Genomic DNA, 15,002 nt, shown 5'->3' with positions numbered 1-15,002 from the left:
AGACCTTCGGAATGAACAACTTCGACTTTCACCGCCCCGCCACGGTCGCCGACGCTGCCAGGCTGATCTCGGGCGCGCCCGACGGCAAGCTGCTGGGCGGGGGCCAGTCGCTGCTCGCGTCGATGAAGCTCGGCCTGGCCGCGCCGAGCGACCTGGTCGACCTGTCGCAGGTGGGCGAGCTCAAGGGCATCCGCGTCGAGGGCGGCAGCGTCCGCATCGGCGCGATGACCAGCCATGCCGCCGTGGCCGCCTCCACCGAAGTGCAGCGCGCCCTCCCCGCGCTGGCCGCGCTGGCTGCCGGCATCGGCGACCGCGCGGTGCGCACCCTGGGCACCATCGGCGGCAGCCTCGCCAACAACGACCCCGCCGCCTGCTATCCGGCAGCGGTGCTCGGCCTCGGAGCCACGGTGCACACCGAGAAGCGCACCATCGCCGCCGACGACTTCTTCAAGGGGCTCTACGAGACCGCCCTCGAGCCCAACGAGATCGTCACCGCGATCAGCTTCCCCCTGCCGGCCAAGGCCGCCTACGTGAAATTCCGCCAGCCGGCGTCGCGCTTCGCGCTGGTGGGCGTGTTCGTCAGCCAGGGCCCTGCCGGGGTCCGGGTTGCGGTCACCGGCGCCGGCCCCAGCGTGTTCCGGGTGACTGCGCTGGAGCAGGCGCTGTCGGCCAACTGGTCGGCCGCGGCCTGCGCCGGGGTCAGCGTGCCGGCCGAGGGCCTGAATTCGGACCTCCACGCCAGCGCCGACTACCGGGCCCACCTGATCCCGGTGCTCGCCGGACGCGCTGTCACGCAGGCGGGCTGAGCGCCGGTGCGCGAGCTTCCGGGAAACATCGAGGACACCGCCACCCTCCTCGACCAGGCCAACTACCTGCCCGACCGGCAGCTGGCGACGGCGATCTTCCTGGCGCTCCGGCTGGGGCGCCCGCTGCTGCTGGAGGGCGAGCCCGGCACCGGCAAGACCGAGGTCGCCAAGGCGCTCGCCACCGCGCTCGGCCGCGAGCTGATCCGGCTGCAATGCTACGAGGGCCTGGACCTCGCCAGCGCGGCCTACGAGTGGAACTACGCGCGCCAGCTGCTCGAGATCCGGCTTGCCGAAGCGTCGGCGGGCGAGCAGGCGGACCGGGAGTCGCTCGCGCGTGACCTGTTCGCCGAGCGCTTCCTGATCCGCCGGCCGCTGCTGCGCGCGCTGGAGCCCTCCGAGGCCGGACCGCCGGTGCTGCTGATCGACGAACTCGACCGCGCCGACGAGCCCTTCGAAGCCTTTCTGCTCGAGGTGCTGTCCGACTTCCAGGTCACCATCCCCGAACTGGGAACGGTGCGCGCGCAGCAGGCGCCGATCGTCATCCTCACCTCGAACCGCACCCGCGAGATCCATGACGCGGTCAAGCGGCGCTGCATCTACCACTGGGTGGGCTTCCCGGATGCGCGCCGCGAGCTCGACATCGTCCGCCGCCGCGTGCCCGGCGTCAGCGAGGAGCTTGCGCGCCAGGTGGTCGCCTTCGTGCAGCGGCTGCGCGGCGAGGACCTGTTCAAGCTCCCCGGGGTGGCCGAGTCGATCGAATGGACGCGCGCCCTGCTCGAACTCGACGCCATCGTCCTCGACCCCGAGACGCTGAACAACACGCTGGGCGTGATCCTCAAGTACCAGGACGACATCGCCCGGATGCAGGGCTCCGAGGCGGCGCGGCTGCTGGCCGAGGTGCGCTCGGCGATGACGACGGGCTGACTCGGATGACCGGGATGCGCTGCGCGCCCTCCGTGCCGCCGGCGGCGCCCGCGGCCGGCACACCCCCCGCGGGCGCCCGCGCCGCAGGCAGCTGATGGCCGCGCCGCGCGAGCAGACGCCGCCGGCCCGCAGCGGCCGGCTCGCCGAGAACGTCATGCACTTCGGCCGCGTGCTGCGCGCCGCGGGCGTCCCGGTGGGCACCGACCGCATCCTGCTGGCGCTGCGCGCGCTGGAGCTCGCCGGGCTGGAGAGCCGTCGCGACTTCCGCGCGGTGCTCGCCGCCTGCCTCGTCGACCGCGCCGAGCACCTGGACCTGTTCGACCAGGCATTCGAGATCTTCTGGCGCGACCCGGACATCCTGGGCCGCATGATGGCGATGATGCTGCCGAAAATCGAGGGACCGCAGGCCCACGCCCGGCAGCCGCGCGAGAACCGGCGGCTCGCGGACGCCCTGTTCCCAGAAAGCCCTGGATACGCGCCGCCGGACGACGCGAAGCGCCGGCTCGAGATCGAGGCCACGCTTTCGTTCTCGGGCCGGGAGATCCTGCGCAAGGCCGACTTCGAGACGATGAGCGCGCAGGAGTGGCTGGCGGCGAAGAAGCTGATCGCGCAGTGGCGCCACGAACTCCCCGCCCTGCTCACCCGGCGCTTCGAGCCCTCCCCGGGCGGGCGCCGGCTCGACTGGCGCCGCCTCGCTGCGCGCAGTGCGCGCCGCGGCGGCGAGATCGCGGAACTGCGCTGGCGCCAGCCGCGTGAGGAGACCGCGCCGCTGGTCGCGCTGGTCGACATCTCGGGCTCGATGAGCAGCTACGCCCGGATGTTCCTGCACTTCCTGCATGCGCTGACCGGCGCCGAGCGGCGCACCCAGAGCTTCCTGTTCGGCACGCGCCTGACCCCGATCACCCGCATGCTGCGCCAGCGCGACCCCGACCGCGCGATCGAGGCCTGCGTGCGCACGGTGGACGACTGGTCCGGCGGCACCCGCATCGCAGGCTGCCTGCATGAATTCAACCGGCAGTGGGCCAGGCGCATGCTCGGCGGCAACGCCATGGTGCTGCTGGTCACCGACGGGCTGGAGCGCGACGAAGGCGGCCAGCTCGGCGTCGAGGTCGAGCGCCTGGCCCGCTCCTGCCGCCGCCTGCTCTGGCTCAACCCGCTGCTGCGCTACCGGGGCTTCGAACCGAAGGCCGCCGGCGTGCGCGCCATCCTCCCTCATGTCGATGCGCACCTGCCGGTGCACAATCTCGACAGCCTCGAAGGACTCGCGTCGGCACTGTCGGCCTTCGGCCGCCGTCCCAGACCCGAAACACGGAACGACAAGATATGGACCTCTCCAGCCAGCAAGCCCTCCCCGTCACTCCCCAGCAGGCCTGGGATGCCCTGAACGACATCGAACTGCTGCGCCGCTCCATCCCCGGATGCGAGAGCATCACCGCCACCGGTGAGGACAGCTTCGACGTGCTGGTGGCCGCCGCCATCGGCCCGGTCAAGGCGAAGTTCAAGGGCAAGCTCAGGCTGCTCGACGTGGTTGCGCCCACCTCCTACACGATGCAGTTCGACGGCCAGGGCGGCGCCGCCGGCTTTGGCAAGGGCACCGCCAAGGTGAGCCTCTCCCCGATCGCCGAGGGCGGAACGATGCTCGACTACGCGGTGCACGCGCAGGTGGGCGGAAAGATCGCGCAGGTGGGCTCGCGCCTGGTGGACATGGCCGCCCAGAAGATGGCCGGCGAGTTCTTCGAGAACTTCAGGAAGGTGCTCGAGGAGAAATACCCGCCCGCGGTGGAGGCCGTGGAGGCCGCGCCCCCCGCGGCGGCGCCTGCCGCCGTTGCCGCGCCAGGCTTCTTCGCGCGGCTCTGGGCGGCACTGCGCCGGCTCTTCGGCGGGGGCAACTGAGGAGCCGGGCCCGCCACCTGGCTGGCGCACGGCCACCGGGAGTTCGACCGCTGGGCGCTCGACTGCTGGGCGCTCGACTGCCGGGCGCTCGACTACCGCGCGCCCGCTCACCAGAGTTGACAACCGGTTGTCCATGCGGGAGAGCCGCAACAACGGATCCGCCCTTCTCGGGCTCAGCGCTTCGGCCTGGCCTCGCGCCTCGTGATCCAGAACGTCGACGCGAAGATGATCAGCCCCCCGGCCAGCGACCACTCGCTTGGCACGTCGCCGAACACCATCAGCCCGAGCAGCGAGGCCCAGATCAGGTCGAGGAAGCGCACCGACTGCGTGGCCGAGATGTCCGCCATCCGGTAGGACTGCGTCAGGCTGTAGTGACCGGCGCTGCCGAACACCCCGGCGATCGCGAACCACATCCATTGCACGGGCGTCGGCCACTGCCACTGGTAGAGCGCGAGCGGCAGCGTGAACAGGCTCACCGTGATCGACTGCCAGACGACGATCACTTCGGAGTTGTCCCGCTTCGTGAGCGCCTTTGTGATCAGGAAGGAGGCCGCGAATACCGGCGAGGACGCAAGCATCACCAGCGTGTAGAAGCCCCCGTCCAGGGTGAGCCGCGGCGCGACGACCACCAGCACCCCGGAGAATCCGATCAGCGCGGCAACCCAGCGCGCGCCGGAAATCTTCTCGTGCAGCAGCCAGGCCGCGCCCACCATGATGAAGATCGGCGTGGTGAACCCGAGCGCGGTCATCGTCGCCAGCGGGATGTGCGGCAGGGCCGAGAACCACAGCATGAGGCCGGCGGTGTGCACGACGCCGCGCCAGAGCTGGCCGCCCAGGCCGTTCGGCGTGAAGGCCCTCATGCCTGCCCGCCAGACCAGCGGCAGCATCACCAGCAGGCCCATCAGATATCGCAGGAACTGCGCCTGCATCGGCGGCAGCTCCAGGGTCATCTTGCGGGCGATGGTGTTGAGAAGACTGAACTGGATGCCCGCGGCAAGAGCCCAGCACAGGCTCTGCATTGCAGGACTCATCTGGCGGGCGCGCTCCCTGAGCCCCCGCGCCCGCGCAAGCATCGCCTTCATCCTCGTTCGACCCGCGTCGCCACGCCGGGAGAACCCGGTCCAAATCTGTGCATTCTCGGCGCGCCGCCGGGTCCGGTTTCCATCCCGTCGAGTATAGTCAGCCGCGATGCGGGGCGCGCCGTCCCGCGACCGGGCGCGTCTCGTTCGGAGGCTTCCTCCGCTGCGCGCCCTTGCACCGGCATAGGAGGAGAACGAGGATGCGCATCCGCGAGATTGCTTCGGGACTCGAGTTTCCCGAGGGCCCGATCGCCATGGACGACGGGTCGGTGCTGCTGGTCGAAATCGCGCGCGGCACGCTGACCCGCGTGACGCCCGACGGCCGCGCGAGCGTCGTCGCGCAGCTCGGCGGCGGGCCCAACGGCGCGGCCATCGGTCCCGACGGCGCGGTGTACGTCTGCAACAACGGCGGCTTCCACTGGCACCGCCGCCCCGACGGCCAGCTGCGCCCCGGCCACCAGGGCGACGACTACTCCGGCGGACGCATCGAGCGGGTGAACCTCGCCACCGGCAAGGCCGAGCGCGTCTACGAGGCCTGCGACGGCGAGGCGCTGCGCGGGCCGAACGACCTGGTCTTCGACGCGCACGGCAGTTTCTACTTCAGCGATCTGGGCAAGGGCCGGGCGCGCGAACTGGACCGCGGCGCGATCCACTACGCGAAGCCCGACGGCAGCTCGATCCGCACCGTGGCCCCTGGAGTGATGACGCCCAACGGCATCGGCCTCTCGCCCGACGGCAAGACCCTCTACTACGCCGAGACCGAGGGCGCGCGCCTCTGGGCGCTGGACCTGGCCGGGCCCGGCATGGTGGACCGCCGCAAGCCGCCCGCACCCCCCGGCATGCGCGTGCTGACCGCCTCGCCCGGCGGCCACCACCAGTATTTCGACTCGATGGCGGTGGATGCGCTGGGCAACGTGTGCGTCGCCACCATCCTGCACGGCGGCATCACGGTGATCTCGCCCGACGGCGGCCTGGTCAGCCACGTGCCCGTGCCCGACCGCTACACCACCAACATCTGCTTCGGCGGACCGGACATGCGCACCGCGTACCTGACGCTGTCCGGCTCGGGCAGGCTGGTCGCGATCGACGACTGGCCGGTGCCGGGACTGCGGCTGCACTGCAACGCCTGACGGGAGCACCCATGGGGCAACTCGACGGACGCGTGGCGATCGTCACCGGCTCCGGCCGCGGAATCGGCCAGCAGATCGCGCTGCGCCTGGCGCGCGACGGCGCGCGCATCGTGGTCAATGACCTGGACGAAGCGCCGGCCAGCGAGACCATCGCGCTGGTGGAGGCGATGGGCGGGCAGGCGGTGGCCTGCAACGGCGACGTCGCCGCCGCCGACTTCGGCGAGCGGATCGTGGGCACCGCGATGGAGCGCTTCGGCGGCTGCCACATCATCGTCAACAACGCCGGCTTCACCTGGGACAGCGTGATCCAGAAGATGACCGACGAGCAGTGGCACACCATCCTCGACGTCCACCTCACCGCGCCGTTCCGCTTGCTGCGCGCGTTCTTCCCGCACCTGAAGGCGCAGGTGGAGGCCGAGCGCAAGGAAGGCCTGCGCATCGTGCGCAAGGTGGTCAACATCTCGTCGACCTCCGGCGTCGACGGCAACGCGGGCCAAGCCAACTACTCGTCCGGCAAGGCGGGCGTGATCGGCCTGACCAAGGCCCTGGCGCGCGAATGGGGCCGCTACGACGTGACGGTCAACGCGCTGGCCTTCGGCCTGATCCAGACCCGCCTGACCCGGGCGCTGGCCGAGGGCGAAGGCGGCACCATCGACGTCCAGGGCCGGGAGATCAAGGTGGGAATCCAGGCCGGGCGCCTGGCCGTCGCCGACCAGATGATCCCGATGGGGCGCGGCGGCCTGCCCGAGGAGGCCGCCGGATCGGTCTACCTGTTCTGCAGCCCGGACAGCGACTACGTCAGCGGCCAGACGCTGGTGGTCAGCGGCGGCGCCTGAGCACCGCCTCGCGCACCAGCGGCAGGCGGTCGTTGCCGAAGTACATGTCGTCGCCGTTGACGAAGATCGTCGGGGAGCCGAAGCCTCCCCGACGCATCAGTTCCTCGGCGTTGGCGCGCAGCGCGTCCTTGACCTCGGGCCGCGCGATTTCCCCGAACAGCCAGGCCGCATCCACGCCCACCTGCCGGCAGATGCCCTCCAGCACCTCGTCCTTCGAAATGTCCTCGTCGCGGCCCCAATAGGCCTCGAACACCGCCCGCGCGAAGGGCACCAGCCGGCCCTGCGGCTCGAGCACCAGGCAGGCGCGCATCGCCTTCACGCTGTTGACCGGGAACACCGTCGGCGGCATGCGGATCTGGAGCCCCGCCGAACGGGCCCAGTCGCCCATGTCCTTGAGCTGCCAGGCGGCCTTCACCGGCACCGGGTGCTCGCGCGAGGCGTAGACGCTGGGATTCACCGTGTTGAAGATGCCGCCGACCAGGATCGGCCGCCAGCGGATCTCTTCGCCCAGTTCCTCGGCAAGCGGCTGCACGTTGTGGAAGGCGAGGTAGGTCCAGGGGCTGGAACAGTCGAAGAAGAATTCGATCATCTTGGTCTCCGGATTCGCATGCGCGCGATGGCATGGGCACGATGGGTCGGCCGCGATGATGACCCCGGCCACCGGCGCGCACCGTCCGCGTCATTCCGGAAACCGGGGCGGCGCGTGCCGGCGGCGACGCGGCTTCCCGCGGGGCCCTCCGGTGCGCTGCCGGCGGCGGGCGCGCCAGCCTATACTCGGCCGATGAAACCGGGTCCGAACGCCACTGCCGGGAGCGCGCAGGCGCTGCTCGTGGGTACCGTCTGCTACATGCTTGCCAGCCTGTTCTGGGGCATGAACATCCCGATGACGGCGATCCTTTTCCGCACCTTCGACCCGATCTTCATGGCGCCGTTGCGCGTGAGCATCGGGGCACTGGTGCTGCTGGCGATCGTCCTCGCGGTTCACGGTCCGCGTGCGCTGGGCGCTGGCACCTCGCTCGGGCGTCTGGCGACGATGACGCTGGCGATGGCGGGCTTCTACATCCTCTACAACCTGGGGCTGCGCTACACCAACACGATCACCGCTGCAGCGATCATGGCCGGCAGCCCGGTCTACACGGCGCTGATCCTGCGCATGCTCTTTCGCACCCCGCTCGAGCCCGGCTTCTGGGTCGCCGCGGGGCTGACCCTGCTCGGCGCCGGCATCGCCATCTGGGGCCGCGCCGGCGACACCGGCCAGTCCCTCGCCCTGCAGGGCGGCGAGCCGCTGATCCTGCTGTCGATGGTCTGCTGGGCGATGTACTCGATCTGGTCGCAGCGCTGGTTCGACCCGGCCGTGCCGCAGCTGCGCCGCACCTACGCCGCACTGGTCGGCTCGGCGCTCTGGCTGTTCGTGTTCTGGGTCTTCGCCCGCGCCACCGACCTGGTCGGCCCGCCGCAGCTCGACCCGGGACCCGACGCCATCCTGTGGCTGCTGGTCACCGCGGTGTTCGCCACCGCGCTCGGCGGCTTCGCCTGGAACATCGGCGTCAACCGGATCGGCATCGCCGCCGGCGCCGTCTGGCAGAACACGGTGCCGGTGTTCGCGGTGCTGATCTCGCTGCTGTTCGACATCGTTCCCACGACCGAGCAGGTGATCGGCGGCGCGATCGTGATCAGCGGCGTGGCTTACATGCAATGGCGCCGCATCCGGGCCTGAGCGTCGCCGCACCCGTCCCGCCCCACCTGACGGAGGTCAATGACAGCCGGGAGCGGGGGAATAGAATTCACCCGCCAGGGGAGAAGGCGCGAAGCCTGCGGGTTGCACGCTGACTGCCCTTCCCCCTTCCCCCTTCCCCCTTCCCCCTTCCCCCTTCCCCCTTCCCCCTTCCCCCCACGAACCAGATGCTCGCCTTCCTCCCCTCCGTCGTCCGCGGCATCCTCGCCGCGCTGCTGCTGGCGATCAACACGATCTTCTGGTGCACGCTGCTGTTCGCCTTCGCGCTGGTGAAGCTGCTGCTGCCCTTGCGCGCGGTCCGCACCGCGATCGACCCGGTGCTCAACACGATCGCCGCCAGCTGGATCGCCGGCAACAGCGCCTGGATGAGGCTCACTCAGCGCGCCCGCTGGGACGTCGAAGGCATCGAGGGGCTGGAGTACCGCGGCTGGTACATGGTCAACTGCAACCACCAGTCCTGGGTCGACATCTTCGTGCTGCAGCACCTGCTCAACCGGCGCATCCCGCTGCTCAAGTTCTTCCTGAAGCAGCAGCTGATCTGGGTGCCGGTGATGGGGCTGGCCTGGTGGGCGCTCGACTTCCCCTTCATGCGCAGGCACTCCGAGGCCTACCTGAAGGCGCACCCCGAGAAGCGCTTCGAGGATCTGGAGACTTCGCGCAGGGCCTGCGAGAAATTCGCCCTGGTGCCGACCAGCGTGATGAACTTCCCCGAGGGCACGCGCTTCACGCCGGCCAAGCACGCCGCGCAGCGCTCACCCTACCGGCATCTGCTCAAGCCCAAGGCGGGCGCGCTGGCGCTGGCGCTGAGCGTGCTCGGCGACCGCTTCCGCTCCTTCGTCGACGTGACCATCGTCTACCCGAAGGGCCCGCCCACCTTCTGGGACTTCCTGTGCGGGCGCATGCCCGAGGTGATCGTCCGTGTCCGGACGCTCGAGATCCCGGTCAAGTTCAGCGACGGCGATTACGCCACCGACCCGGGTTACCGGAAAGGCGTCCAGCGCTGGCTGCAGAACCTCTGGCACGAGAAGGACCGCAGCATCGGCGAGCTGCTCGGCGAGCCGCCGCCTGATGGCGATCAGACGAAGAGCCGCACCAGTGTGATGCCGAGCCGGTAGAACGGCTGCAGGAAGAAGCCGAGGGTCTGCGTGGCCATCAGGCCGATCACGATGAACAGCCCGTAGGGCTCGATGCGGGCGAAGCGCCAGGCGAGCCGGGCCGGCAGCAGGCCGGTGAGGATGCGCCCGCCGTCCAGCGGCGGGATCGGCAGCAGGTTCAGCGCCATCAGGCCGATGTTGACCATGATGCCCGCGGTGGCCATCTTCATGAAGAAGGGCTCGTCGACGCCGAGCGTGGCGAGCAGGTTCAGCAACAGCGCCCAGCCGATCGCCATCACGATGTTCGCGCCCGGCCCCGCGGCCGCCACCCAGACCATCTGCTGCTTGGGGCGCCTGAGGTTGCCGAAGTTCACCGGCACCGGCTTGGCCCATCCGAACAGGAAGCCGCCGCCGCCCAGCGAAGACACCAGCAGGATCCCCAGCGGCACCACGATCGTGCCGATCGGGTCGATGTGGCGCAGCGGGTTCAGCGTGATGCGCCCGGCGATGGCTGCGGTGTGATCGCCGAACATGCGCGCGACGTAGCCGTGGGCGGCTTCGTGCAGCGTGATCGCGAACAGGACGGGAATGGCGTAGACCGCGAGGGTCTGGATCAGATCGTTCATGGCCGGCAGTCTAGCAAGGTGCGGGAGTGCGCCCTGCAGGTTGATACCCCGGCAGGCATTGGCGACAATGCGCTCGGGCATCGATGTCGCGCCGGTCCGGCGCCTGGCGGCGCCCAGCCTTGGAGGCACCCATGCAACACGATGGAGCAGGCCGGAGCGAGCCGGTCCGCGACGGCGCGCGGGCACACCCCGATGACCCGCATCCCGCAAGGCCCGCCGGGCCGCTGGCGCGTCGCGGCTTCCTGAGGGTCGCTGCGATTTCACCAGCGCTGATCGCCGCGGCCGGCGGCAGCGCCGGCGCGCTCGGCATGGCGAGCGCACCCGCGCGCGCGGCAATGAAGACCTCGGCGCGCATCGTGATCGCCGGCAGCGGCGCCGGCGGCCTGGCGGTCGCCAGCCGGCTGCGCCGCGAACTCGACGGAGCGAAGATCACCATCGTCGACCGCAAGGAAGTGCATAACTACCAGCCCGGCTACACGCTGGTGGCCACCGGCATCTGGCCGATCGGCAAGGTGTCGGACCGCAACGCCGACCTGATCCCGGCGGGCGTGGATTGGGTGCGCGAGATGGTCACGGAGTTCGACCCGGAGTCGAACTCGATCACTACCGACGCCGGCACGAAGATCCCCTACGACTTCCTGGTCGTCGCCACCGGGCTGCACCTGGATTACGCGGGCATCGAGGGCATGGACTCCAAGGCCATCGGCACCGAAGGCATGGGCAGCGTCTACAACGGTCCCGACGCCGCGCTGGCCACCTGGCGCGCGATGGACGCCTTCCGCCAGAAGGGCGGCGAGGCGCTGATGACGCTGCCGGCCACGCCGCTCAAGTGCGCTGGCGCCCCGCTGAAGATGACCTTCATGCTGGCCGACCGGCTTCGCCAGGCCGGCACCCGGGACAAATCCAAGGTGCGCTTCCACTCGGCGCTGGGCAACGTGTTCGGCGTGCCGGCGGTCAACACCGCCGTCCTCGAGCGCTGGGAGGGCCTGGGCATCGGCGTCGAGTACAACAGCAAGCTGACCGCGATCGACATCGGCGCGCGGCGCGCCACCTTCGTCACCCCCGAGGGCGAGCGCCAGGAGCGTGGCTACGACTTCATCCACGTGGTGCCGCCGATGCGCGCGCCCGACCCGGTGCGCGCCAGCGCGCTGTCCTGGAAGGACGGTTCGTTCGCGGCCGGAGGCTGGCTGGAGGTGGACAAGCTCACGCTGCGTCACCGCCGCTTTCCGAACGTCTTCGGCATCGGCGACATCAACGGCACCCCCCGCGGCAAGACCGCGGCCACGGTGAAGAAATCGGCGCCGGTGGTGGCCGCGAACCTGGCCGACGCGGTCGCGCAGCGCGACCCGTCGATGAGCTTCGATGGCTATACCTCATGCCCGCTGCTGCTGCGCGAAGGCGCCGCACTGCTGATCGAATTCGACTACGAGGGCCGGCTCACGCCCTCGCTGCCGATGGTCGACCCGCTGCAGGACAGCTGGTTCGCCTGGCTGATGAAGTACGCGCTGCTGAAACCGGCCTACATGGCGGTGCTCAAGGGCCATGTCTGACCGCGCACCGAACCGGAAAAATCATCCATGTACGAGATCTGGCTTGCGCTGAACGTGCTGTTCGAGGTCGCGCTGGCGAACCTGCCGCTCATCCTCTTCTTCCTGGCGATCTGGCTGGCGTTGACGGCCTTCGTGGTCCTGCGCGGCCGCGCCAACTGGCGCGGCGCCCTGCCCGCTGCGCTGCTGGCCTGGGTCCTGGCCGCCGGCGCGGCGCTGTTCGGCTTCCCTTCGCTGGTGCAGTCCTCCATCTCGGACATGCGCTACTGGGTGGACTGGGCCAACCTGATCGCGATCGCCGCGGGCCTCGGCGGCGTGGTGGCCCTGTTCGTGTGGCCCTTCATCGCTGGAATGGCCCGGCGTGGCTGATCGGCGCCTCGACCGCCGCGGGCGCGGGCGGACTTGCGCATGAGGATCGAACCGATCGGAGCGGGCTGGCGTGATCGGGCATGCGCATGAGAGTTGAACCCTGCGCTCCGGCGCTGCCGGCCGTCGCCGCAAGACCTGCCGCGACGGCAACGGCGCTCGCCGGGTGAGCTCGCCGAACACCAGGCTGGGCTTCCTGCTGCCGCTGACGGTGATCGCGGCGATGCTGCTGCTCTACCTGCTCTCGCCGGTCCCGGTGCAGACGCTGCGCAACGCGGCCTTCGACCAGTACCAGCGCTGGCAGCCCCGCCCCTACTCGGATTCGCCCGTGCTGATCGTCGATGTCGACGAGGAGAGCCTGGCGCGCGTGGGCCAGTGGCCGTGGACGCGAACGAGGCTCGCAGACCTCGTCGAGCGCCTGCACGCGGCCGGCGCAACCGCGATCGGGTTCGACGTCGTCTTCGCCGAGCCGGATCGCACAGCACCGCGGGCGATGGCCGCGGAATGGCGGCTCAGCGGCACCGACGCCGCGCGGATCGCCGCCCTGCCCGACCCCGACGAGCGATTCGCTGCGGCGATGCGCGGCGCGCGGGTCGTGCTCGGTCTCACCGTCGAGAACGGCGGCACGGCGCCGTCGGGGGGCCAGAGCACCCATCGAATCGTCAGCCGCGGCGACGCGGCCCTGTCCTCGCTGCCCGCGTTCGATTCGGCGACGCTGCCGATCCCGGCGCTGCGCAGCGCTGCGGCCGGCATCGGCTCGATCAGCTTCCAGCCGGACCCCGACGGAATCGTGCGCCGCGTTCCGATGCTGGTCCGCCTGCCGCAGGAAATCGTCCCGTCGATGATCGCCGAGGTGCTGCGGGTGTCCCTGGCCGAACGCAACTACGTGGCGACCGGGCTGGCCGAGCGGCCCGGCCTGCGCAGCCTGCGGATCGGGCGCCACCAGATACCGACCAGCCCGGACGGCGAGGCCTGGATCCACTACAGCCGTCCGGCGCCGCAGCGCTACCTGCCGGCATGGCGGATCCTCGACGGCAGCGCGCCCGAGACCGCCCTGCGCGGGCGGATCGTGCTGGTCGGGACTTCGGCCAAGGGCCTGCTGGACCTGCGCTTCAATCCGCTGGGCGCGGCGATGCCCGGGGTGGAGGCCCACGCGCAGCTGCTGGAGCAGATCCATGCCGGGCACTTCCTGGAGCGCCCCGCGTGGGCCACCGCGGTCGAGGCACTCGCCATCGCGATCGGCGGGCTGCTCGTGGCAACGCTGGCGCTGCGCACCGGTCCGCTGAGCTCCGCCTCCGCCACCCTGGCGGCCCTGCTGGCGATCGCCGCCGCGTCCTGGTGGTCCTTCATCGCCTGGCGCCAGCTCGTCGACCCGACGCTCCCCGTGATCGCGCTGCTGCTGACCTTCGTTGCCGGCAGCCTCGTGCGGCACCGGGGCAGCGAACGGCGTCACCGCTGGATCCGCCATGCCTTCTCGCGCTACGTGTCGCCGAACCTGGTCTCGCATCTGGTCGACAATCCCGGCCAGCTGGTGCTCGGCGGCCGGCGGCAGCACTGCAGCTTCATCTTCACCGACCTCGCAGGGTTCACCTCGCTGATGGAGCGCACCGACCCCGGGGAAGCGGTGTCGCTGCTCAACGACTATCTCGACGGCATGATCGCGATCGTCTTCCGCCACGAGGGCACCCTCGACCGGATCGTCGGCGACGCGCTGGCCGTGGTGTTCTCAGCGCCGGTCGAGCAGCCGGACCACCGGCGTCGCGCATACGAATGCGCCCTCGACCTGCATCGCTTCGCCCAGGCTCACGTCGAGGATCTCGCCCGCCAGGGAGTCGAGTTCGGGCGCACGCGCATTGGCGTGCACTCCGGAGAAGTGATCGTCGGCAACTTCGGCGGTTCGACGATCTTCGACTATCGCGCGCTCGGCGACCCGGTCAACACGGCGGCGCGCCTGGAAACCCTCAACAAGCAGCTTGGCACGCTGGTCTGCGTTTCGGACGCGATCCGCGACGACTGCCCCGGCGCGTTCATGCGCGCGGTCGGGGACATCGTGCTGAAGGGGCGCACCCAGCCACTGCGCGTCTTCGAGCCGCTGCTGCATACCGATGGCACGCCGCTCACCGAGAACGACAGCGGGTACGACGAAGCCTACGCGCTGATGGCCGCGCAGGACCCGCGCGCCCTGTCGGCGTTCGAGCAGCTGGCTGCGGAGCGGCCCGGGGACGCGCTGGTCGCCTGGCAGCTGAATCGGCTGCGCAGCGAGGGCAGCGGCGCTCTCGTCGTCATGGCCGAGAAATGACCGGCACGGGGCCGGCGCGGGCCTGCTGGGTCTTCGCAGGCCTGCTGGGTCTTCGCAGGCCTTCGGGGCCGGCGCAGGCCTGCGGGTCCGCGCGCGCCAGGCAGCGCCGCCAGCACGGCCAGCTAGCGCACCGAGACGACGACTCGCCGGTTGCGCGGTTCATCGACCTCGTCCGGCGTCACCACCAGAAGTTCTCGTTCCCCGCGCGACTCGACCGTCATCGACAGGGGCGCGACGCCCTTCGCTACGAGCGCGGCGACGACAGCGCGCGCGCGCTCCATGCCCAGCCGCTCGTTGAAGGCGCGGCTCGCGACGGTGTCCGTGTGACCGACGATCAGGAGCTCGGGCGCCGGCCAGGAGCGCAGCTTCTCCACGAGCTGGTCCATCCGGCGCAGCGAATCCTGCGTCATCCGGGCAGCGCGGCTCTCGAAGTACACATGGAAGGTCTCGGGCAGCGGCGGCTGGGCGACCATCGCCCCGCTGAAGTCGCGGCTCGCCTGCTCGTCGGAGATCTCGACGGTTGCCGCGGACGAACCATCGAGGCCGGTGGCCTGCTTCGCGCGGTTCAGCACCCGACTGCCGCGAGCATCGCTGACGACGACCTGGCCGGTGGAACCGTCCGGACTCTCGATGAGCATCACATAGGAGGCTGGCGGCGTAGCGCAAC

The 15,002-nt window shown here is 70.6% G+C and carries 15 protein-coding genes; 11 read left to right on the top strand and 4 right to left on the bottom strand.

Annotated elements, in window-relative coordinates; all coding sequences use genetic code 11:
* Positions 1-11: 11 nt before the first annotated feature.
* From HNQ70_RS00560 to HNQ70_RS00545, 4 genes are all read left to right on the top strand, one after another.
* Positions 12-806 carry an FAD binding domain-containing protein gene (locus HNQ70_RS00560; protein WP_183963266.1) on the top strand — a complete coding sequence of 265 codons (795 nt, stop codon included), beginning with the start codon at positions 12-14 and terminating at the stop codon, positions 804-806.
* A 6-nt stretch (positions 807-812) separates the two neighbouring features.
* Entirely contained in the window at positions 813-1,730 is a 918-nt protein-coding gene (locus HNQ70_RS00555) for an AAA family ATPase (RefSeq protein ID WP_183963264.1), read from the top strand.
* Between the two features lie 94 nt (positions 1,731-1,824).
* The gene (locus HNQ70_RS00550) at positions 1,825-3,114 is read left to right on the top strand and encodes a vWA domain-containing protein (protein WP_183963262.1); all 1,290 of its coding nucleotides are present in this window, start codon (positions 1,825-1,827) and stop codon (positions 3,112-3,114) included.
* Entirely contained in the window at positions 3,054-3,623 is a 570-nt protein-coding gene (locus HNQ70_RS00545; protein ID WP_183963260.1) for an SRPBCC family protein, read from the top strand. The genes HNQ70_RS00550 and HNQ70_RS00545 overlap by 61 nt, the downstream gene beginning before the upstream one ends.
* A gap of 173 nt (positions 3,624-3,796) precedes the next feature.
* Here the strand turns inward: HNQ70_RS00545 and HNQ70_RS00540 are convergent, their stop codons facing one another.
* Positions 3,797-4,654, bottom strand: a complete 858-nt coding sequence (locus HNQ70_RS00540; protein ID WP_246434514.1) for a DMT family transporter — start codon at positions 4,652-4,654, stop codon at positions 3,797-3,799.
* A gap of 248 nt (positions 4,655-4,902) precedes the next feature.
* Between HNQ70_RS00540 and HNQ70_RS00535 the strand changes: the two genes are divergently transcribed.
* Positions 4,903-5,832, top strand: coding sequence for an SMP-30/gluconolactonase/LRE family protein (locus HNQ70_RS00535; RefSeq protein WP_183963256.1), 930 nt, complete (start codon positions 4,903-4,905; stop codon positions 5,830-5,832).
* 11 nt (positions 5,833-5,843) lie between these two features.
* Positions 5,844-6,668, top strand: a complete 825-nt coding sequence (locus HNQ70_RS00530) for an SDR family NAD(P)-dependent oxidoreductase (RefSeq protein ID WP_183963254.1) — start codon at positions 5,844-5,846, stop codon at positions 6,666-6,668.
* Here the strand turns inward: HNQ70_RS00530 and HNQ70_RS00525 are convergent.
* Complete coding sequence (locus HNQ70_RS00525) at positions 6,652-7,257, bottom strand: 2-hydroxychromene-2-carboxylate isomerase (RefSeq protein WP_183963252.1); 606 nt, start codon at positions 7,255-7,257, stop codon at positions 6,652-6,654. The genes HNQ70_RS00530 and HNQ70_RS00525 overlap by 17 nt on opposite strands.
* A 192-nt stretch (positions 7,258-7,449) precedes the next feature.
* Between HNQ70_RS00525 and HNQ70_RS00520 the strand changes: the two genes are divergently transcribed.
* Both HNQ70_RS00520 and HNQ70_RS00515 read left to right on the top strand, forming a co-directional pair.
* The gene (locus HNQ70_RS00520) at positions 7,450-8,385 is read left to right on the top strand and encodes a DMT family transporter (RefSeq protein ID WP_183963251.1); all 936 of its coding nucleotides are present in this window, start codon (positions 7,450-7,452) and stop codon (positions 8,383-8,385) included.
* 185 nt (positions 8,386-8,570) lie between these two features.
* Entirely contained in the window at positions 8,571-9,518 is a 948-nt protein-coding gene (locus HNQ70_RS00515; RefSeq protein ID WP_183963249.1) for an acyltransferase, read from the top strand.
* Here HNQ70_RS00515 and HNQ70_RS00510 read toward each other — a convergent pair.
* Entirely contained in the window at positions 9,479-10,123 is a 645-nt protein-coding gene (locus HNQ70_RS00510; protein WP_183963247.1) for a site-2 protease family protein, read from the bottom strand. The two genes, HNQ70_RS00515 and HNQ70_RS00510, sit on opposite strands and share 40 nt — an antisense overlap.
* Positions 10,124-10,254: 131 nt before the next feature.
* On the opposite strand from HNQ70_RS00510, the gene HNQ70_RS00505 reads away from it, so the two are divergent.
* The 3 genes from HNQ70_RS00505 (at position 10,255) to HNQ70_RS00495 (ending at position 14,335) form a co-directional block, all read left to right on the top strand.
* Complete coding sequence (locus HNQ70_RS00505) at positions 10,255-11,673, top strand: NAD(P)/FAD-dependent oxidoreductase (protein ID WP_246434512.1); 1,419 nt, start codon at positions 10,255-10,257, stop codon at positions 11,671-11,673.
* Positions 11,674-11,700: 27 nt separating this feature from the next.
* A complete protein-coding gene (locus tag HNQ70_RS00500; RefSeq protein WP_183963245.1) occupies positions 11,701-12,039 on the top strand; it encodes a hypothetical protein in 339 nt (112 codons plus the stop codon).
* A gap of 163 nt (positions 12,040-12,202) precedes the next feature.
* A complete protein-coding gene (locus HNQ70_RS00495; protein ID WP_221302583.1) occupies positions 12,203-14,335 on the top strand; it encodes a CHASE2 domain-containing protein in 2,133 nt (710 codons plus the stop codon).
* Positions 14,336-14,457: 122 nt separating this feature from the next.
* Here the strand turns inward: HNQ70_RS00495 and HNQ70_RS00490 are convergent, their stop codons facing one another.
* Entirely contained in the window at positions 14,458-14,973 is a 516-nt protein-coding gene (locus tag HNQ70_RS00490) for an OmpA family protein (RefSeq protein ID WP_183963243.1), read from the bottom strand.
* Positions 14,974-15,002: the final 29 nt, after the last annotated feature.

Source organism: Quisquiliibacterium transsilvanicum, assembly GCF_014202215.1.
Taxonomy (GTDB): domain Bacteria; phylum Pseudomonadota; class Gammaproteobacteria; order Burkholderiales; family Burkholderiaceae_E; genus Quisquiliibacterium; species Quisquiliibacterium transsilvanicum.
Note: the sequence above shows the minus strand (reverse complement) of the source record. Positions and strands in the feature narration are given on the sequence as shown.

Excerpts from the sequence above, each read along its gene's own strand:
- HNQ70_RS00560 (WP_183963266.1), top strand. The coding sequence starts at position 12 with ATGAACAACTTCGACTTTCACCGCCCCGCCACGGTCGCCGACGCTGCC.
- HNQ70_RS00550 (WP_183963262.1), top strand. The coding sequence starts at position 1,825 with ATGGCCGCGCCGCGCGAGCAGACGCCGCCGGCCCGCAGCGGCCGGCTC.
- HNQ70_RS00545 (WP_183963260.1), top strand. The coding sequence starts at position 3,054 with ATGGACCTCTCCAGCCAGCAAGCCCTCCCCGTCACTCCCCAGCAGGCC.
- HNQ70_RS00540 (WP_246434514.1), bottom strand. The coding sequence starts at position 4,654 with ATGAGTCCTGCAATGCAGAGCCTGTGCTGGGCTCTTGCCGCGGGCATC.
- HNQ70_RS00535 (WP_183963256.1), top strand. The coding sequence starts at position 4,903 with ATGCGCATCCGCGAGATTGCTTCGGGACTCGAGTTTCCCGAGGGCCCG.
- HNQ70_RS00530 (WP_183963254.1), top strand. The coding sequence starts at position 5,844 with ATGGGGCAACTCGACGGACGCGTGGCGATCGTCACCGGCTCCGGCCGC.
- HNQ70_RS00525 (WP_183963252.1), bottom strand. The coding sequence starts at position 7,257 with ATGATCGAATTCTTCTTCGACTGTTCCAGCCCCTGGACCTACCTCGCC.
- HNQ70_RS00520 (WP_183963251.1), top strand. The coding sequence starts at position 7,450 with ATGAAACCGGGTCCGAACGCCACTGCCGGGAGCGCGCAGGCGCTGCTC.
- HNQ70_RS00515 (WP_183963249.1), top strand. The coding sequence starts at position 8,571 with ATGCTCGCCTTCCTCCCCTCCGTCGTCCGCGGCATCCTCGCCGCGCTG.
- HNQ70_RS00510 (WP_183963247.1), bottom strand. The coding sequence starts at position 10,123 with ATGAACGATCTGATCCAGACCCTCGCGGTCTACGCCATTCCCGTCCTG.
- HNQ70_RS00505 (WP_246434512.1), top strand. The coding sequence starts at position 10,255 with ATGCAACACGATGGAGCAGGCCGGAGCGAGCCGGTCCGCGACGGCGCG.
- HNQ70_RS00500 (WP_183963245.1), top strand. The coding sequence starts at position 11,701 with ATGTACGAGATCTGGCTTGCGCTGAACGTGCTGTTCGAGGTCGCGCTG.
- HNQ70_RS00490 (WP_183963243.1), bottom strand. The coding sequence starts at position 14,973 with ATGCTCATCGAGAGTCCGGACGGTTCCACCGGCCAGGTCGTCGTCAGC.